Annotated in this window: 24 protein-coding genes; 10 read left to right on the plus strand and 14 right to left on the minus strand. The window is 74.0% G+C overall.

The window, feature by feature from the left end:
* Positions 1-253: 253 nt before the first annotated feature.
* Positions 254-517, plus strand: a complete 264-nt coding sequence (locus tag ACTMTB_RS19415; RefSeq protein WP_441147468.1) for a hypothetical protein — start codon at positions 254-256, stop codon at positions 515-517.
* An 80-nt stretch (positions 518-597) separates the two neighbouring features.
* Here the strand turns inward: ACTMTB_RS19415 and ACTMTB_RS19420 are convergent, their stop codons facing one another.
* The gene (locus ACTMTB_RS19420; RefSeq protein ID WP_247657189.1) at positions 598-777 is read right to left on the minus strand and encodes a hypothetical protein; all 180 of its coding nucleotides are present in this window, start codon (positions 775-777) and stop codon (positions 598-600) included.
* A gap of 228 nt (positions 778-1,005) precedes the next feature.
* Here ACTMTB_RS19420 and ACTMTB_RS19425 point away from each other — a divergent pair, with 228 nt between their 5' ends.
* Complete coding sequence (locus ACTMTB_RS19425; RefSeq protein ID WP_441147470.1) at positions 1,006-1,557, plus strand: hypothetical protein; 552 nt, start codon at positions 1,006-1,008, stop codon at positions 1,555-1,557.
* A 13-nt stretch (positions 1,558-1,570) separates the two neighbouring features.
* Here the strand turns inward: ACTMTB_RS19425 and ACTMTB_RS19430 are convergent, their stop codons facing one another.
* Positions 1,571-2,053 carry a DUF2231 domain-containing protein gene (locus tag ACTMTB_RS19430; RefSeq protein WP_441147472.1) on the minus strand — a complete coding sequence of 161 codons (483 nt, stop codon included), beginning with the start codon at positions 2,051-2,053 and terminating at the stop codon, positions 1,571-1,573.
* A 195-nt stretch (positions 2,054-2,248) separates the two neighbouring features.
* On the opposite strand from ACTMTB_RS19430, the gene ACTMTB_RS19435 reads away from it, so the two are divergent.
* A complete protein-coding gene (locus ACTMTB_RS19435) occupies positions 2,249-2,677 on the plus strand; it encodes a Fur family transcriptional regulator (RefSeq protein ID WP_210775045.1) in 429 nt (142 codons plus the stop codon).
* A gap of 100 nt (positions 2,678-2,777) precedes the next feature.
* Entirely contained in the window at positions 2,778-3,635 is an 858-nt protein-coding gene (locus ACTMTB_RS19440; RefSeq protein WP_441147474.1) for an oxygenase MpaB family protein, read from the plus strand.
* 13 nt (positions 3,636-3,648) lie between these two features.
* Here the strand turns inward: ACTMTB_RS19440 and ACTMTB_RS19445 are convergent, their stop codons facing one another.
* The 11 genes from ACTMTB_RS19445 to ACTMTB_RS19495 form a co-directional block, all read right to left on the minus strand.
* Positions 3,649-4,512 carry a RecB family exonuclease gene (locus ACTMTB_RS19445; protein WP_441147652.1) on the minus strand — a complete coding sequence of 288 codons (864 nt, stop codon included), beginning with the start codon at positions 4,510-4,512 and terminating at the stop codon, positions 3,649-3,651.
* Between the two features lie 148 nt (positions 4,513-4,660).
* Positions 4,661-5,275: a MarC family protein gene (locus ACTMTB_RS19450; RefSeq protein ID WP_441147476.1), complete on the minus strand. Its 615-nt coding sequence runs from the start codon at positions 5,273-5,275 to the stop codon at positions 4,661-4,663.
* A gap of 40 nt (positions 5,276-5,315) precedes the next feature.
* The gene (locus tag ACTMTB_RS19455; RefSeq protein WP_441147654.1) at positions 5,316-6,179 is read right to left on the minus strand and encodes a PHP domain-containing protein; all 864 of its coding nucleotides are present in this window, start codon (positions 6,177-6,179) and stop codon (positions 5,316-5,318) included.
* Positions 6,180-6,205: 26 nt separating this feature from the next.
* Positions 6,206-7,408, minus strand: a complete 1,203-nt coding sequence (locus tag ACTMTB_RS19460) for a hypothetical protein (RefSeq protein WP_441147478.1) — start codon at positions 7,406-7,408, stop codon at positions 6,206-6,208.
* A 50-nt stretch (positions 7,409-7,458) separates the two neighbouring features.
* Positions 7,459-8,232 carry a SigE family RNA polymerase sigma factor gene (locus tag ACTMTB_RS19465; protein WP_441147480.1) on the minus strand — a complete coding sequence of 258 codons (774 nt, stop codon included), beginning with the start codon at positions 8,230-8,232 and terminating at the stop codon, positions 7,459-7,461.
* Between the two features lie 103 nt (positions 8,233-8,335).
* A complete protein-coding gene (locus ACTMTB_RS19470) occupies positions 8,336-9,217 on the minus strand; it encodes a PH domain-containing protein (RefSeq protein ID WP_280839223.1) in 882 nt (293 codons plus the stop codon).
* 6 nt (positions 9,218-9,223) lie between these two features.
* Complete coding sequence (locus tag ACTMTB_RS19475; protein ID WP_170285364.1) at positions 9,224-9,382, minus strand: hypothetical protein; 159 nt, start codon at positions 9,380-9,382, stop codon at positions 9,224-9,226.
* A 117-nt stretch (positions 9,383-9,499) separates the two neighbouring features.
* Positions 9,500-10,201, minus strand: a complete 702-nt coding sequence (locus tag ACTMTB_RS19480; protein ID WP_441147483.1) for a DUF6758 family protein — start codon at positions 10,199-10,201, stop codon at positions 9,500-9,502.
* Positions 10,202-10,275: 74 nt separating this feature from the next.
* Positions 10,276-10,899, minus strand: a complete 624-nt coding sequence (locus ACTMTB_RS19485; RefSeq protein ID WP_280839222.1) for a TrmH family RNA methyltransferase — start codon at positions 10,897-10,899, stop codon at positions 10,276-10,278.
* Between the two features lie 49 nt (positions 10,900-10,948).
* Entirely contained in the window at positions 10,949-11,437 is a 489-nt protein-coding gene (locus ACTMTB_RS19490; protein ID WP_441147485.1) for a hypothetical protein, read from the minus strand.
* Positions 11,438-11,529: 92 nt separating this feature from the next.
* On the minus strand, positions 11,530-12,045 hold the full coding sequence (locus ACTMTB_RS19495) for a MaoC family dehydratase (protein ID WP_179802973.1): 516 nt from the start codon (positions 12,043-12,045) through the stop codon (positions 11,530-11,532).
* A gap of 556 nt (positions 12,046-12,601) precedes the next feature.
* On the opposite strand from ACTMTB_RS19495, the gene trxA reads away from it, so the two are divergent.
* The 3 genes from trxA to ACTMTB_RS19510 all read left to right on the plus strand — a co-directional run bounded on the left by trxA (position 12,602) and on the right by ACTMTB_RS19510 (position 14,494).
* Positions 12,602-12,964: a thioredoxin gene (gene trxA / locus ACTMTB_RS19500; protein ID WP_441147487.1), complete on the plus strand. Its 363-nt coding sequence runs from the start codon at positions 12,602-12,604 to the stop codon at positions 12,962-12,964.
* 130 nt (positions 12,965-13,094) lie between these two features.
* Positions 13,095-13,535: a hypothetical protein gene (locus ACTMTB_RS19505; RefSeq protein ID WP_441147489.1), complete on the plus strand. Its 441-nt coding sequence runs from the start codon at positions 13,095-13,097 to the stop codon at positions 13,533-13,535.
* On the plus strand, positions 13,532-14,494 hold the full coding sequence (locus ACTMTB_RS19510) for an MFS transporter permease (protein WP_441147491.1): 963 nt from the start codon (positions 13,532-13,534) through the stop codon (positions 14,492-14,494). The genes ACTMTB_RS19505 and ACTMTB_RS19510 overlap by 4 nt, the downstream gene beginning before the upstream one ends.
* Before the next feature lie 21 nt (positions 14,495-14,515).
* On the opposite strand, the gene ACTMTB_RS19515 is transcribed toward ACTMTB_RS19510, so the two are convergent.
* Positions 14,516-14,935 carry a thiol-disulfide oxidoreductase DCC family protein gene (locus ACTMTB_RS19515; RefSeq protein WP_154939833.1) on the minus strand — a complete coding sequence of 140 codons (420 nt, stop codon included), beginning with the start codon at positions 14,933-14,935 and terminating at the stop codon, positions 14,516-14,518.
* A 91-nt stretch (positions 14,936-15,026) separates the two neighbouring features.
* On the opposite strand from ACTMTB_RS19515, the gene ACTMTB_RS19520 reads away from it, so the two are divergent.
* From ACTMTB_RS19520 to ACTMTB_RS19530, 3 genes are read left to right on the plus strand one after another with little or no spacing between them, the layout of a single operon-like run.
* Positions 15,027-16,073 carry an Rv2578c family radical SAM protein gene (locus ACTMTB_RS19520; RefSeq protein ID WP_441147656.1) on the plus strand — a complete coding sequence of 349 codons (1,047 nt, stop codon included), beginning with the start codon at positions 15,027-15,029 and terminating at the stop codon, positions 16,071-16,073.
* 38 nt (positions 16,074-16,111) lie between these two features.
* Complete coding sequence (locus tag ACTMTB_RS19525; RefSeq protein ID WP_441147493.1) at positions 16,112-16,519, plus strand: CoA-binding protein; 408 nt, start codon at positions 16,112-16,114, stop codon at positions 16,517-16,519.
* Positions 16,520-16,560: 41 nt separating this feature from the next.
* A complete protein-coding gene (locus ACTMTB_RS19530; protein WP_441147495.1) occupies positions 16,561-17,313 on the plus strand; it encodes a hypothetical protein in 753 nt (250 codons plus the stop codon).

Consider the following 17,313-nt stretch of genomic DNA (forward strand, 5'->3'; position numbering starts at 1 on the left):
GGTCGTCCTCGACTCGTCCGGCGGCTGTCCCGCCCCGGCTCTTTCACCGGGCTCCTCGGCTGACGGCGCAACCGCCGGAGGCACACCGGCCGAATCAGCGGGCGGGACCGGATCAGCCGGGGACCTGTCGGGCGGGGAGCCGTCCCACCCAGGCGGGCCGGGGACGGGGCCGTCGACCGAGGGTGGCGGGCCGGGGACGGGGCCGTCGACCGGAGGTGGTCGGCCGGGCGCACTGGCGCTGCCGAGCGGGTCGGTGGGCGTACCGGTGCGGCTGGCCGAACCCGCCGCGCTCGCCGTGCTGCGGCCGGGAGCCCGGGTCGACCTGCTGGTCGTACCGGCCGGCCGGACGCCGGTGGAGGCCGCACTGGTGGCCTCGGGAGCGCTGGTGCTCGACGTGCTGGGCGGCGACGCCGCCGACGGATCCTCGGCCCTCTACCTGGCGCTCCGCCCGGATCAGGCACAACGTGCCGTCGGCCAGCCGGAGGGCAGCCGCTTCGCCGTCGTGGTACGCGGCTGACCCAGCCCGTCCCCCGCAATTGCTACCTGATCATGGGGACGCTGCCGGAGAGCCCGCCGGCCAGACGGAAGAAGGGTGGGTCAGCCCCAGTGCGGCGGGCGCTCGGCGAGCAGCCAGTCGTCGTTGCCGCCGATGCGCTCACCCCAGCCGTGGTCGGTGTCGTCCACGGTCTGCTCGGGCAGCACCACGAAATCCTCGCTGAGATCGACGGCGCGGTCGTCGTCGCGCACGTCCGGATCCTCGATGCTCACGAGCGGCAACACTATCCCAGTCCGGCCCGATCCTGACGGCCACACGTAGACCAGGACGGCGAGCGGGCAGCCCCTCGGCCTCATCGACCAGACGAGCCTCACCCGGGACTACGCCTCCCCGCAGCTCGGCTGCGCGCCACACCAGTCCGGTCGCCGCCACCTCGCCGTTGTCACCGGCACCGACCCGTCGCCGCGTCGGGCGGCCGAGCGATCCCCGCGTTGGTAGCGTCGGACGGCGTGACGACGCCCAGCGGTGCCAGCTCCGAGGACGAGTTCTGGCGACGGCCGCCCGAGCAGGCCCAGCCGACGGCACCGGACACCGGCCGGACGACTCCCGACACCGGCCGGACCACCCCGGGCACCGACGGTGCGACGCTCGGCGAGCCCACCTTCGGCCTCAACCCGGCAGCGGGGTCGCCGCCCTCCGGGCCGGCGACCGGCACCACGACGACCAACGGCGTGGCGGCTGCCGGCACGCCCGGGGCGCCGACCTCGCCGCCACCGTGGGCCGCCCCGACGGACGTACCCCCGCCGCCGGTCCCGGGGCAGGCGGCTGCGCGGCCCGTGGGTGGCTACGCCGGTCCGCCGCCGACCACCCCGCCGCCACCCGGTTGGCGACCGCCGGTGCACCTCCAGGCCACGCCGCCGCGTGCGCTGCCGCCGCAGGACATGGAGGCCATGGACGCGGCGGAGCAGCGCGCGCAGCGGGTCACCTACGCCGTCGGCGGGGTGGCCGGGGCGGTGTTGCTGGTCCTGCTCTGTCTGCTCTGCTCCCGGGCGCTCTTCTGAGGCGGACGACCGGTCAGAGGGTGTTGCCCCACACCGACTGCGCGCCTGTGTCGCCGGTCAGCACGACGTAGATCAGCGCGAACACCCCCAGCACCACGATGACGCCGCTGAGCAGCCAGCTGACCCAGGACGGCAGGCGCGGGGTACGGACCCGGTCGCTGGTCAGCGCCAGCAGCACCAGGGCCGCCACGGCGAGCCCCACGGTGAGCCAGAACGTCGTGTCGCCGTACTCGGAATGCTCCTCGATCTTGGCCAGCAACTGGGGCGGGTAGTTCTTGCCCTTCAGGAACTCCTCGAACGCCTCGCCGGACTCGGTGGCCACCCAGGTGATCACCGGCGTCACCACGGAGAGAATCGCCACCGCCCAGGCGAGCCGGGGGCGCCAGCGGGGCACCAGCCCGTACGCGGAGGCGAGCAGTGCCAGCAGCGGGACGAACACCACCGCCGCGTGGATCACCAGGATGTGGCCCGGCAGGCCGTTGATCTCCTTGAACACCGACACCTCCGACGATGGCTGCGGTTGGCCGCGAAAGCGTACGACGATCCATCCGTCGCAGCACGCCCCCGATCGGACACACGCGGTGCCAGCCGATCCGGTTCACCGGCCACGAAAAGGCTGTTGAGCTGTGGCCGGGACCACGTGCCGCCGGGTTCACTTGTCGACCCGGTGACCCCGTGCTGTCATTGCCTCATGTCCAGTGGTGAGGAGCTGCTCCGGTCGAGGGGCCTGCGGGTCACCCGGCCGCGCCTCGCCGTCCTGGACGTGCTGGCCGCCGGCGGCCACCTGGAGGTCGACGAGATCACCCGCCGGGTACGCGAACGCCTCGACTCGGTCTCCACCCAGGCGGTGTACGACGTCCTCGGCGCGCTCTCCCGCGCCGGCCTGTCCCGCCGGATCGAGCCGGCCGGCAGTCCCGCCCGTTACGAGGCCCGGGTGGGCGACAACCACCACCACGTGGTGTGCCGGGGCTGCGGCGAGATCGCCGACGTCGACTGTGCCGTCGGTGGCGCCCCCTGCCTCGACCCAAGCACCGCGAACGGCTTCGAGGTCGACGAGGCGGAAGTCACCTTCTGGGGGCTCTGCCCTACCTGCCAGGCCCGCCGCTCCGCCGACGCCTGACCCGGGGTCAGCACCCCCGCTCGCCGTCGACGGTCACCGCCGTGGACCGGGTGCCCCGAGGAGCGAGTCCCACCCAGGCGTCCCGTGGCACTCTTGGGCGGTGGACTCCGACGACATCGGCCTCTTCGGTCCGGGATCGGTCACCTGGAAGGTGCACGACGAGCCGGTGCTGATCGTCGCCGGCCTGCGCTCCCTCTACCTCCAGGCGCTGCATCCGCAGGCGATGGCCGGCGTGGCGCAGAACAGCAACTACCGCACCGACGCGTGGGGCCGGCTGATCCGGACCGCCACGTACGTCGGCACCGTCATCTATGGCACCACCGCCGAGGCGGAGGCGGCCGGTCGGCGGCTGCGCGGCCTGCACGCCCGGATGCGCGCGACCGACCCGTTGACCGGCGAGGAGTTCCGGATCGACGACCCGGCGCTGCTGCGCTGGGTGCACGTCACCGAGGTCGAGTCGTTCGTCAGCACCGCCCGCCGGGCCGGGCTGTCGCTGACCGACGCCGAGGTGGACGGCTACTACGCCGAGCAGCGGCGCGCCGCCGCGCTGGTCGGGCTCGACCCGGCCGAGGTGCCCGGCAGCGCCGCCGAGGTCGCCGACTACTACCGATCGGTACGGCCCGAGCTGCGGATGACCAGGGAGGCGGCCGAGACCGCCCTGTTCCTGACCGCGCCGCCGATCCCGTGGAAGCTGAGCCTGCCGGCCCGGCTGGGCCTGAGCCTCGGGCCACCCCGCTGGGCGTACCTGGGGATCGCCGGCACCGCGCTCGGCCTGCTGCCGCCCTGGGCGCTGCGGTTGTACGGCGGCCTGGGGCTGCCCACCACCGCGCTCTCGGCCGACCTGGGCGTCCGCGCGCTGCGCCTCGCCCTGGCCGCGCTGCCCCGCGACTGGCGCGAGGGCCCGATGCAGCAGGCGGCCAAGGAACGGGCCGCCCGGCTCGCCGCCACGGCCGCCTGATCGCCTTCCCGCCTCAGCTCCCGCCGCCTCCGACGGTGGAGGCGTCGGCGCCGGGTGCGGCCGGGCGGTCCATCGCCGCCCACGGCTCGCGACCGGGCACCTGCGCCCCCACCGGGCAGCCGCGGCGATAGTCGCACCAGCCGCAGCGCGGCCCGGCCACCGGCGGAAACGCCTCGTCGGGGTCGGCCCCGTCGGCGACCGCCCGCTCGGCGGCCATGATGTCGCGCGCGGTGTCCTCGGCGCGGGTGAGCTGCCGGGCCAGCGACTCGGTGGTGTGGTCGTGCGCGGCGACCGTCCCGGTGGGCAGGTGGTGCAGCTCCACCCGGCGGCACGGCCGGCGGAAGGTCCGCTCGGCGGCGTACGCGTACAGCGCCAGCGCCTGCGAGCCCCGCGCGTCGTCGGTGTCCAGCCCGGTGCGGCCGGTCTTGTAGTCGACGATGACCAGCTCGGGCCCGTCCGGCCCGGGTCGGGAGTCGATCCGGTCGGCGCGGCCGTTGAAGGCCAGCACCGCCGTGCGGACCGCGACCACCCGCTCCACGCCGAGCGGGTCGGCGCCCGGCTCCAGCGTCTCGACGTACGCCTCCAGCCAGCCGAGCGCCCGCCGGTAGGCCTGCCGCTCCTGCTCGTCGTCGCGGTAGCCCTCGCGCACCCAGGTGCCCTTGAGCAGCCCGGCCAGCGCCTCCGGCCGGCGTCGCTCCGGGGTGAGCGCGTACCAGTTCTTCAGGGCGGTGTGCACGCTGGCGCCGAGCGAGTTGTGCGCCCACGGCGGCCCCTTGGGCGGGGCGGGCCGGTCGACGTAGGAGTAGCGGTAGCGGCGGGGGCAGTCCTCGTACGCGCCGAGCTTGCTGGGGGTGCAGACGAAGAGCCGCTCCGGCATGCCCTCGAAGCCCAACTGCTCGGCCTGCTCGGCACGGGGTCGGGGGGCGCCCGCGGATCGTCCGGCGGAGGAGGCTCGTCGCACGGGTCCGATCCTGCCACCCGGGTCCGACACCGCCACGCCCGCACCGCCGCGGGGCCGGGCCCGGTCAGGTCATGTTCACGTACTGGGTGACGAACGCGGCGACCGCGTCGGCGATGAGCTGCACGGCGATGGCGGCCAGCAGCAGGCCGGCGATCCGGGTCAGCACCTCGATGCCACCGGGGCGCAGGATCTTGACGATGCCGCCGGAGAAGCGCAGCACGATCCAGACCGCGATCATCACGGCGACGATCGCGGCGGCGATCGCAAAGTGGTCGTCGACACCGTCGGCCTGCTGCACGAAGAGCATGGTCGCCACGATGGCGCCCGGACCGGCCAGCAGCGGGGTCCCCAGCGGCACCAGCGCGATGTTGGAGGTGACCTGCTGGCTGGGGTCGTCGGCCTTGCCGGTCAGCAGTTCCAGCGCGACCAGCACCAGCAGCAGGCCGCCGGCCGCCTGCAACGCGGGCAGGTCCACGTGCAGGTAGTCGAGGAGCGTCTGACCGGCCACCGCGAAGATCACGATCACGCCGAGCGCCAACGCGACCGCCTGCCAGGCGGCCCGGTGGCGGTCGCGCGCGGTCAGTGGCCCGGTCAGGGCGAGGAAGATGGGCATCATGCCCGGCGGGTCGACGATCACCAGCAGGGTCACGAAGACCTCACCGAAGAGCTTGAGATCCACCGGCTAACCGTAGTCGGGCCGCTGTGGACGGAAACGCGGATCAGCCGGAAGCGACCTCGGTCACCCCGGAGGCCGCCGCGACGATCCGCTCGTACGCCTCCGGCGCGGTGGTGTGCGCGCCCAGCCGGACGGTCTTGTGCGTGCCGTGGAAGTCCGACGAGCCGGTCACCAGCAGGCCCAGCTCGGCAGCGAGCGCGCGCACGTGCGCGGCCTCGGCCGGGGAGTGGTCCTCGTGGTCGGCCTCCAGGCCGGCGAGCCCGGCCGCGGCCAGCTCGACGATCAGCTCGTCCGGCACGATCCGGCCCCGCCGGGTCGCCCGGGGGTGGGCGAAGACCGGTACGCCCCCGGCGGCCCGGATCAGCTCGACCGCCCGGAACACGTCCACGTCCTCCTTCGGCAGCCGGTAGCGCTCGCCCAGCCAGTCCGCCCCGAACGCCTCGGTGGTGGTGGCGACCAGGCCGGCCCGGATGAGCGCCGCGGCGATGTGCGGCCGGCCGACCGTCCCGCCGCCGGCCGCGGCCATGATCTCCGGCCAGCTGATGTCGACCCCGTCGGCGCGCAGCAGCTCGACGATCCGCTCGCCGCGCACCTCGCGGGCGAGCCGCACCCGGGCCAGCTCGGCGACGAGCTCCGGGTGGTCCGGGTCGAAAAGGTACGCGAGCAGGTGCAGCGGGACGGCCGGCTCGATCCCGTGCCACCGGCAGGAGATCTCCGCGCCGCGGATCAGGGTGAGGCCGGGCGGCAGCGCCCGCACGGCGGCGTCCCAGCCGGCGGTGGTGTCGTGGTCGGTGATGGCGACGACGTCCAGCCCGGCGTCGGCGGCGGCGCGGACCAGCTCGGCCGGGCTCAGCGTGCCGTCGCTGGCGGTGGAGTGGGTGTGCAGGTCGATCGCCGGACGCGAGATCACGCTCCGACGCTACCGCCCGACCGTCAGGAGGCGCCGGCCACCACGACCGGGCGCTCGCCGGAGGTGACCCCGCTCAGCATCGTCGTGGAGGCCCGTCCCCCGGCCAGCACCTTGTCGGGGTCGACCCGCGCCAGCGCCCCGCCCCGGTCGACGTAGGCGGCCATCATGGCGCCGTTCCAGGCCACCTCGCCGCTGATCGTCGGGCCGGCGGCCCGGGCGGCGTGGCCCGGTTCCGGGCCGGTGAGGTCGACCAGGAGCGCGCCGTCGGTCCCGCCGGTACGGCCGTTGACCAGCAGCCACCGGCCGTCGGGGGAGACGGCCCCGAGGCCGTCCCCGGCCAGCGGAGCCGCGCAGCCGGTGGCGGTCGGCGCGAGATCGGCCGGGTCGAGCACCGCCAGGCAGGACCGGCCCGGGTTCCCGTCGGCGGGCACCCGCCCGACGGGCCGCCCGTCGGGCAGCGCGCCGTAGACGTCGAGGACCCGGCGGTCGCCGTCGGGCAGCGGGCCCGCCGCGGGCCGCCACAGCAGGTGGCCGCCGGTGCGGGTGCGCACCAGGACGCGGTCGCCGACGAAGCGGACCGGCGTGGCGCCGTGCCCGGCGGTCGTACCTGCGGTGGCGAGGAGCCGGTTGGCGACCAGGCCGGCCGCGAAGAGCCCGTCGCCGTCCCGCCAGGCGACCTGCCGGCCGTCCGGGCTCAGCACGACCGCCTCGGCACCGGCCAGCAGCACCTGCGGGGCCTGGCCGGACGGCACGACCCACAGGGTGCGTCCGGCCGGGGTGGGTGCCCCGACCAGCAGCCAGCCGCCGTGCTCGGGCAGCCGCTGGGCCCGGTCGACCGGGCCGATGCCCAGGTCGTACCGCTTTCCGTCCACGGTGACCAGCGCACCGCCGACGATCAGTTCGACCTCTCCCCCGGCTCGCGGGGCCGGTGGATCGGGGGCGACCGGCCAGGCGGCCGCGGTGGCCCCGCCGCGCGGGTCGCCGAGCACCACGGTGGGCGTGGTGGAGCGGCCGGGGTGGCCCCCGAGCTGCGCCATCCCGGCGGTCACCGCCGCCGTGGCGACCGCCGCCAGCGACAGCCCGGTCAGCGTCCGCCGGTGACGGATCCGCCGGGCCCGGCCGATGGCCAGCCCCGCCGGGTCGGCGGCCAACGGCGGAGGCACGGCGACCCGGCGGGAGAAGGTCTCCCGCAGCGCCCGCTCCAGGTCGTCCTGCGTCACAGCCATTGGACGCTCCGGGCCGCCGGTCTGGTTGTCCCGGGCGGCCGGGGTCGGCTTCACCGGGTCTCCGCCGGGACGGCCGCCCGGGGGCGGACGGCACCGGGCACGGGCGGTTCGGGCCGTCGACCCGTTCCGGCGGGCACGTCCCGGCCGGCACCGCGGGCCTCGGCCGGGCGGGGCGACGGGGTGGTCGCGCCACCATCGGCCGTCCGCCCCGGTCGCCCGGACTGCGGGGCCCGCCGTGGGCCGGCGGGTTCCGAGGGTACGACGGCAGCCGCCCCGGACGACGCTGGCCGCCCTCCGGTCGGGGTCGCCGTCTCCGGCAGTTCCCGTGCCGCCTCCTCGCCGAGTCGACGGCGCAGGGTGGCCAGCGCGCGGGAGGTCTGGCTCTTCACCGTGCCGGGCGAGATCTCCAGCAGCGCGGCGGTCTGCGCCTCCGACATGTCCTCGTAGAAGCGCAGGACCAGCACGGCCCGCTGCCGGGCGGGCAGCGCGGTCAGGTGCCGCCAGAGCACGTCCCGGTCGAGCTGCTGCTCGATCTCGTCGACCCCGGCCCGCTCGGGCAGCACCTCGGTGGGGCGTTCACCGTGCCAGCGCCGCCGCCACCAGCTGGTCGAGGTGTTGACCATGACCCGCCGGGCGTACGGCTCGATCGCCTCGATCCCGCCGAGCCGCTTGCAGGCCAGGTACGTCTTGGTCAGCGCGGTCTGGAGCAGGTCCTCGGCGGTGGCCCAGTCCCCCGCCAGCAGGTACGCGGTGCGCAGCAGGGCACTGGAGCGCGCCGCGACGAAGTCGCGGAACTCCTCCTCGAGCGGATCCCGCTCGGCCACGCGTCACCTCCGCACCCCGTCCCTGCAGGCAGGGTGCCATGGCCGAGGCGGCGGGGTCGACGGCGAAAGGTTCGCAGTTCCTCCGATGAACGGACGAAAAGCTTCAGGCGCCGTCGTCGGCCTTGGCCTCGTCGGCCTCCTTGCCCAGCCGCGCCTCGACCGCCTGCGGCTCGTACATCTCCTCGACCACACGCAGGTAGAGCTCGTTCGGGTTGGGCAGGTTCTTGATCTCCCGCAGCGCCTGCTCCTGGCCCGCCGACTCCAGCACGAAGGTGCCGTAGTTGAGCGCGCGGCCGGTCGGGGTCTGCTCGTACTTCATGTCGGTGACCCGGACCAGCGGCATCATGGCGACCCGGCGGGTGATGATGCCGTTGACCACCATGACCCGCTTGTTGGTGAGGATGAAGCGGTCGTACCACCAGTCGGCGACCCGCCAGGCGACCCAGCCCATCACCGCGAACCAGAGCAGCACCGCGACGGTGGTGAGAGCGCCGACGTCCTGCCCGGCGAGGAAGCCGGAGAGGTAGCCGAGGATGAAGGTCGCGGCGATGCCGACGACGATCGGGGTGGCGAGGTGGATCCAGTGCCGCTTCCACTCGCCCCGGTAGCGCTCGGTGGGGAAGAGGTAGCGGGCCACCAGCGAGCTGGGCTCGTCCTCCAGGGGCAGCACCCGCCGGGGACCCATCGGCATGCCGGAGGCGTCCACCCGCAGCCCGGCCAGCTCCTCCTCGGAGATGGTGGCCTGCTGGTAGCCGGCCTCCGGATCGCGCGCCCAGGTCCGCCCGGAGCGGCCCTCACCGGCGTATCCCGGCCCCTCGCCGTAGCCGATGTCGTCCGAAAGGGACGGACCGTCGCCCAGGCCCGGGCCGGAGCCGTAACCCGGACCGTCGTCGGGACGGAACCGCGGGATCGGCTCGGTGTCCCGCTCCCGGCGCTCCCGGTCGGGGTCGTCGGGATCGAAGGGGGGTCCGGAGGGGCTGCCCATGGGCGGTCAGGCGACGAGGCTGGTGAAGAAGTCGCCGAAGCCCTGGGCGATGTCCATGATGCCGCCGCCGAGCGACTTGAAGACGTCCGCGGCGGAGTTCGGCCGGTAGGCGACGAAGAAGATCAAGAATGCGACGCCGGCCCAGGTGAGGACCTTCTTGACCATAGCGGGCCATCCTCTCGCGCGGGGCCGGGTCCGTTTACCGCAGCGGCACCCAGAGTATCAGTATGGTGTCGTACAGTGAATATCTGCGTCCGTTCCCTGACAAGTCCGTCAGGGCGGTCAGGCCCTGCCGTGCAGGTTGGGTGACGGAGCGCCGTACACGAGCTCGGGCGGTGTCCACTCGGAAAGGTCGTGCAGGACGACGTCTTCCGCGAGGAGGTGACCCGCGCTCGCCGGCCAGGCTATCGCATGCAGCCACATTCCCCGAGCCTCGCCCGCGTACGCGCTTCGATCCGCCGCCGAATTCACCAGCCACAGTGGAGTGGGATGGCCGCCGACCTTGATCCGGGCCGGCTCGACGTGCTCCGGGTGGCCGAGTCCGGGGCCGGGGCCGGTGAGCGCCTCCGCGAGTTCGGGCCCCGGGTCCGGTCCGGACACCCCGGCGAAGCGGGCGCCCAGCCCGACGCCCGGCTCCTCGGCCACCAGCAGGAGTTCGGCCGGTCCCCCGCCCAGCGGCGCCGGACCGGCGCAGGCCACCGCCGTGGCCCGTACGCCGGAGGGGTCGTCCCCGGCCCAGCCGACCCCGGTGACCGTCCAGCCCTGCGGCAGCGGCCACGGACACCAGAGCGGCACCCGGGGTCGCTCGGCCTTCTCGTCGGCGACGACGCGGTCCACCACGCTCGCCATGATCTCGGCTCCGATGTTCTCCGGGACGTGCAGCGGCGCGACCGGGCCGCACCGCGCGCACCGCGACTCGGGGTGCATCAGGTCGGGGAGCCGGACCTGACCGGCGCACCTCGGACAACTCACCACGACACTCACATCCCCACCGTGGCCCCCCGCCACCGGCCCGTCAAGCGGAGCGGCCGTTTCCCTTCGGCGAGGCTCGGGCGACCTCAGCCGGGCGGCGGGCCGGCGTGGGCGCGGATCCAGGCGTGCATGGCGATGCCGCTGGCCACACCGGCGTTGATCGACCGGGTCGAGCCGTACTGGGCGATGGAGAAGAGCTGGTCACAGGCGGCGCGAGCCGGGTCGGACAGGCCCGGTCCCTCCTGGCCGAAGAGGAGCACGCAGCGGCGGGGCAGGGTGGTGGTCTCGAGCGGCCGGGAGCCGGGCAGGTTGTCTATGCCCACCACCGGCAGGTCCCGCCCGGCGGCCCAGGCGACGAACTCCTCGATCGTCGGGTGGTGCCGGACGTGCTGGTAGCGATCGGTCACCATGGCGCCGCGCCGGTTCCACCGGCGCAGTCCGACGATGTGCACCTCGGCGGCGAGGAAGGCGTTGGCGTTGCGGACCACCGTGCCGATGTTGAAGTCGTGCTGCCAGTTCTCGATCGCCACGTGGAAGTCGTGCCGGCGCTCGTCCAGGTCGGCGACGACGGCCTCGCGCCGCCAGTACCGGTAGCGGTCGACAACGTTGCGCCGGTCGCCGGCGGCGAGCAGCTCCGGGTCGTAGCGCGGGTCGTCCGGCGGGTCGCCGGGCCACGGTCCGACACCCACGTCGAGCTGGTCCTCGGTCACGGTCACAAGAGGGTACGGCCGGCCGGGGCACCGCCGGACGCCACCCCGGTCACCGCAGCCCCAGGGCACCACCGAGCCGGTCCAGCAACCGTCGGTCGGCGGGACCGGGCGGATCGCCGGCCCGGCAGACCCGGGCGGCCACCGACTCCACCCACTGCCGGTACGCGGCCGAGTCGGCCGGGTCTGCCCGCCGACCGAGTACGCGTACCGCGGCCCGGCAGGCGGCGAGGAGGTCGACCAGGTCGGTGAGCCGGTCGGCCTGGGCCGGCGCCCCGTCGTGGCGGGCGTAGATGGCGGTGACGACGGCGCGTACCAGGTCGCTGTCGGAGGCCCGGCCGGCGGCCACGGCGTCGAGCCCGGCGAGCCCGGCGGCGACGCCACGGGGCGGGCGGCCAGGGGTGGGGGAGGCGGCGGCCACGAGTACCCGGCCGGGCAGGGTGGTGAGCAGGTCCCACTCGGCGGCGGAGTAGACGGCGGTGGTCAGCGGTGCGGCACGGCGTCCGGCAGAGGGCGGCTCTCCGGCGAGGGAGTGGCTCATCTAGACCTCCGGCGTCAGCATATGCCCCGGATCGCGAAAAGGGCCCCTTCCCGACCAGAACGCGGTGGGAAGGGGCCCCGTCGGGGCTGCGGTCAGCGGGGCTCGGGGAAGCTCGGCCGCTCCGGGTCGACGCCGTCCGGCACCGCCGCGGCGGCGTACTCCTTCTTGGGGACCATGACCTTGCGCCGGAAGACGCAGACCAGGGTGCCGTCCTGGTTGTAGCCGCGGGTCTCCACCGCGACGACGCCCCGGTCCGGCTTCGACCCGGACTCGCGCTTGTCCAGCACGGTGGTCTCGCCGTAGATGGTGTCGCCGTGGAAGGTCGGCGCGACGTGCCGCAGCGACTCGACCTCCAGGTTGGCGATCGCCTTGCCGCTGACGTCCGGCACGGACATGCCGAGGAGCAGCGAGTAGATGTAGTTGCCGACCACCACGTTGCGCTTGAACTGGCTCGCCGACTCGGCGTAGTGCGCGTCCATGTGCAGCGGGTGGTGGTTCATGGTGAGCAGGCAGAAGAGGTGGTCGTCGTACTCGGTCACGGTCTTGCCGGGCCAGTGCCGGTAGACCGCGCCGACCTCGAACTCCTCGAAGTAGCGGCCGAACTGCATCCTTGTCCCCTTCGACGGGCGGCGATGGAGTTCGGCACAGCATGCCTTACCGGTGGTTAAGGCGATGACGGGGGCGGCCGCCGAGTGGAAATGTCACACCGGGCGCATCCGGGGGGAGACGCAATGAGCGGCGGGGCCCTCCCCGGCACCCGCCGCCCACGCTCTGATGCCAGAGATTCTGCCGTACGGGGTGGACACATCGACAGAGACGGACGTCACATTTACCGTTTTGTGACATCACTGTGAGTAATCGACGGCACCGTGCTATGCGATCTTTAGCGGCACAGTCACCCCTTGTCAAGGCTGAAGTTACCGATTCGTACCGGCGGGTGGCGTGGATCTCCTTGGAAACGCTCCCATCACGGGAGGTGACGCAAGTGCGTGGTGCATTTGCGTTCCGCAGCGCGGAGTCGACAGATACGGTTCGATAGGTTGCCCGACCTGCGGCCGGCCCCGTCCCGGGCCGCGCCGGTTTCGGCCCGCCCGGGCCGGGAATTCAACCGGGGCTGCCCTGGTTCTACGGGACGAAAAAGCAATCCGCTGATCGGAGAGTGCAATGGCAACGGTTGAGCTGACCACGGCCAACTTCGACGAGGTGACCGGAAGCGACGGCATCGTGCTGGTCGACTTCTGGGCCGAGTGGTGCGGCCCGTGCAAGCGGTTCGCCCCGGTCTACGAGCGCTCCTCGGAGAAGCACCCGGACATCGTCTTCGGCAAGGTCGACACCGAGGCGCAGCAGGAGCTCGGCGCGAAGTTCGACATCCGCTCCATCCCGACGATCATGGCGATCCGGGACGGCGTGATCGTCTTCGCCCAGCCGGGCGCGCTGCCCGAGTCGGCGCTGGAGAACCTGATCGAGCAGGTCCAGGCCCTCGACATGGACGACGTGCGCAAGCAGCTGGCCGAGCACAAGCACTGAGCACCGCCCACGACGGCCGGGCTCCCCACCAGGGGGTCCGGCCGTCGGCGTACCCGCCGACACGCAGGGCCAGCGGCAGACTGCGCATGGACACCGTCGTGACGTCCCGATCCCGTATCGTCACGACCCGATGGAGACGTTGACCCCCCGCGGCCGCGCGGTCCGGCTGGGCGCGACCGCGCTCGGTCTGGCCCTGCTGCTCGCCGGCACCCTCTGGGGGGTCGACGACCACTTCCCGTTCGGGCCGTTCCGGATGTACTCCACGTCGGAGCCACCGAACGCGCCCGCCCCCGACACCCGGGTGGAGGGCGTCGACCGCACCGGCGCGGTGATCGCGCTCGGTCAGGACGCCACCGGGATCCGCCGCGCCGAGATCGAGGGCCAGCGGGACCGCTACGCCGCCGACCCGACGCTGCTGCGGCAGGTCGCCCACGCGTACGCCGAACGCCACCCCGGCGCGCCGGACCTGGTCGAGGTCCGCATCGTGATCCGCTGGTACGGCATCCGCCAGGGCCGACCCACCGGACGGTGGACCGACGAGACCACGGTGCGCTGGCAGGAGGCCCGGTGACCCGCTGGCTGACCGAAGCGGTCCCCCGCGGCCGGGTGGCCGCCTTCCGCACCCTGGTCTACCTCTTCGTCGCCGCCGACCTGGTCGTCTTCACCCCGTGGGTACGCACCCGGGTCGACGTACCGGGCGAGCTCTACCAGCCGTTGCTGATCGGCCGGCTGCTCCCGCTGCCCACCCCGACCCCCACCATGGTCGCGGTCATCTTCTGGACGCTGCTGCCACTGGCCCTGCTCGCCGCGACCGGCCGCGCGCCACGACTGCTCGGCTGGTCGGTCTTCGCGCTCTACTTCGAGTGGATGATCATCGCGATGAGCTACGGGAAGGTCGACCACGACCGGATCGGGTTCCTCGTCGCGCTGGCCGCCCTGCCCACCGTCGGCCGCGCCCGGCACGGCGACCCGACCCGCACGGAGGCCGGCGGCTGGGCGCTGCGGGTCACCCAGATCGCCGTGATCTGCACGTACTTCCTCGCCGCCTGGGCCAAGCTGCGTTTCGGCGGGCTGGACTGGGCGACCGGCTCGGTACTCGCCCGGGCCATCATCCGGCGCGGCACAGACCTCGCCGACCTGATCGCGCAGGTGCCGTACCTGCTGCTCGTCGCCCAGTTCGGCATCCTCGCCTTCGAGTTGCTCAGCCCCGTGGTGTTCCTGCTGCCCGAACGCTGGCGGGTGGCCACGGTCGGTTTCTTCTACTCGTTCCACCTGGTGACCATCGCGACGATCACCATCTCGTTCGCGCCGCACCTGGTGGCGATGACGAGTTTCCTGCCGCTGGAGCGGATCAGGCCGGTGGTGCGGGCCCGCCAACTGATCACCCGTCGCCGTGACGGCGCCGCGCCGACCGGCCCGGCACCGGACTCGCCGGCACCGGAGGACCAGGGGCCGGCACCGGACGACGTACCCGCTGCGGCGCCACCGATGGCCGGCCCGGCACCGGCGGTCGGGCCGGCGACGAAGTAGCCCGGCGACGCCGGCGGCGGGTCAGGCGTCGGTGGTGGGGCGGCCGCTCGGGCCGTACAGGCGCTCCCGCGCCTCCTGGGGCAGGGCGCAGGCGGCGGTGCCGCCGGGAAGCCGGTGCCGGTTGCGGGCCACCCAGCGGTACGCGGGCCAGGCGGCGAGGCGGACCGGCGGAACGCGCAGCCCCGCGCCGGCCACCCGCCACAGCGGACCGCTCTCGCCCAGCAGCCGGGCGATGGCGTCGGGCCCGGCGGCGCGGGAGCCGTCGGCGCCGACCCATTGCACCGCCTCCTCGCACTCGGCCTCGGTCAGCCCGAGGGCGTCGAGGTCGGCGAACTGCCACGGCACCACCCGGGCGCCGGTCGGGATGCGCCGCTCGATGAACTCGGCGCACCGGGTGCAGAACGCGCAGTCCCCGTCGTAGACGAAGGTCGACCTCTCCATGGCTCCATCCTCCACCCGCCGCCCGGCGGGCGGGAGCCGGTGTCCGGCGGGTCACTTGCACTCTTCTCGTACACATGTTCGAATGAGTGTCATGCGCTGGGAGAACCTCTCCGCTCCCCCGGACGAGGGGCATCCCGACGGGTCAGCGCCAGCGACTCCACCCCTGCCGCTGGCGCTGCCCGGCGCGATCGCCCGCACCTTCGACACCCCCGGCTTCGCCGGGATGACCTTCTACGAGGTGCAGGCCAAGTCGATCATCAACAAGGTGCCCGGCGCGTCCCGCGTCCCGTTCGAGTGGACGATCAACCCGTACCGCGGATGCAGCCATGCATGCACCTACTGCTATGCGCGCAACACCCACACCTACCTGGACCTCGACGCGGGTGCGGACTTCGATAGCAAGGTGATCGTCAAGGTCAACGCCGGCGAGCTGGTCCGGCGCGAGCTGGCCGCCCCGCGTTGGCGCGGCGCGCACATCGCGATGGGCACCAACGTGGACTGCTACCAGCGGGCCGAGGGTCGGTACCGCTTGATGCCGCCGATCATCGAGGCGCTGCGCGACTTCGCCAACCCGTTCTCCATCCTGACCAAGGGCACGCTGATCCTGCGGGACCTGCCGCTGCTGCGCCAGGCCGCCGAGGTGACCCGGGTCGGCGTCTCGTACTCGGTGGGGTTCGTCGACGAGGCGCTGTGGCGGGCGGTCGAGCCGGGCACCCCGAGCCCGCGCCGGCGACTCGACGCGGTACGCGCGCTCACCGACGCGGGCTTCGAGGTGGGCGTGCTGATGGCGCCGATCCTGCCCGGGCTCAGCGACAGCGACGAGTCGATCGACGCGACGGTGGCGGCGGTGGCCGCGGCCGGGGCGGCCAGCGTGACGCCGCTGGCCCTGCATTTACGCCCCGGCGCCCGCGAGTGGTACGCGCACTGGCTGGCCCGGGAGTTCCCGCACCTGGTGCCGCGCTACCGCGAGCTCTACCGGGCGGGCGCGTACGCGCCGCAGGCGTACCAGCGGGAGTTGACCGCGCGGGTGCGGATCGCGGCCCGCCGGCACGGGCTGCACCGGGGCGAGCGGGGCGACAATCGGCGGCTGCCGACCCCCGAGGTGCTGCCCGCCGCCGAGCAGCTGTCCCTGCTGTAGCCGGCGGGCCACCGCACCGGTGGGGTTAGAGTCGGCGGGTGCGTACCGCTCAGCAGATCCTCGCCGACTCGGCCGTGATCGCCGTCGTGGGCGCGTCCCGCGACCGCCGTAAGGCCGCGCACAGCGTGCCGTTGCAGATGCAGCGGTACGGCTGGCGGATCATCCCGGTCAACCCGACGGTCGACGAACTCTTCGGCGAGCGGGCGTACGCGTCGCTGGCCGACATCCCGCACCCGGTCGACCTGGTGGACGTGTTCCGGCCGGCGGCGGACGCCGTGCAGGTGGTCCGGGACGCCGCGGCGATCGGCGCGCCGGCGGTGTGGCTGCAACTGGGCATCGTCTCGGCGCAGGCGCGGCGGATCGCCGAGGAGGCGGGCATGGACTACGTCGAGGACCGCTGCCTGATCGTGGAGCGCGCCGCCGCCGGGCTGACCCGGCTGGGCTGACCGGCCGGGTTTTGCTGGCGGCCGACCCGTACCCTGCGCCCATGCCTCTGCCGCGGACGCTGCGCCTGCCCCCGACCCGGGACGGACTCTGGTCGCGCCGCCTGCTCTCCCTGGCCGTCGCCGCGGTGGTCGCGGTGGCGGTGGCCGCGCCGCTGCTGGCACTGACCCGGTCCACCACCTTCGACAGCTTCGCCTGCGTCGCCTGGCTGATATTCGGCGTGCACCAACTGGGACGGCGCTGGTGGCCGCGGCGGAACGGCCGGCTGGCCTGGACGGCCCGGGTGGCCGGCCGGGACGCGGTCGAGCCCGGACTGGTGGCCCGCCGGTCGCTGGCCGGCTGGACGGATCTCCTGGCGGACCTGACCCTGGTGACCGGGACGGCGGTGGTGATCACCTCGTGGTTCCCGACCGACCGGGAGTGGGGCCGGATCGTCCGGACACTGCTGGTCCTCGGCGCGGCGGCGGCAGTGGGACGGATCGCCTACCGGGAGGCGCGGTTCACCGGCCGGTTGGCGCTGACCGCCGGCGGGATCCGCTACGGCAGCCAGTCCTACGACTGGTCGAACATCGACCGGGTCAGCCTGCACAAGCGGGACGGCCGGCTGAACGGGGTACGGCTGCGACCGGTCAGGTGGCAGTCGCTGGAACCGGCGCCGGTGGTCGGTGGTCGGGACACCGCGGTGCCCGAGCAGCGGCTGGCCGCCGCGATCGAGGAGTACCGGTCGCGCCCGTACGTGCTGGCGGGCGGGCCGGTCACCGCCCCGGAGCCGGCTGCCGAGCCGGCCGGACGGTGA

The organism is Micromonospora sp. L32, assembly GCF_052068055.1.
Lineage (GTDB): Bacteria > Actinomycetota > Actinomycetes > Mycobacteriales > Micromonosporaceae > Micromonospora > Micromonospora purpureochromogenes.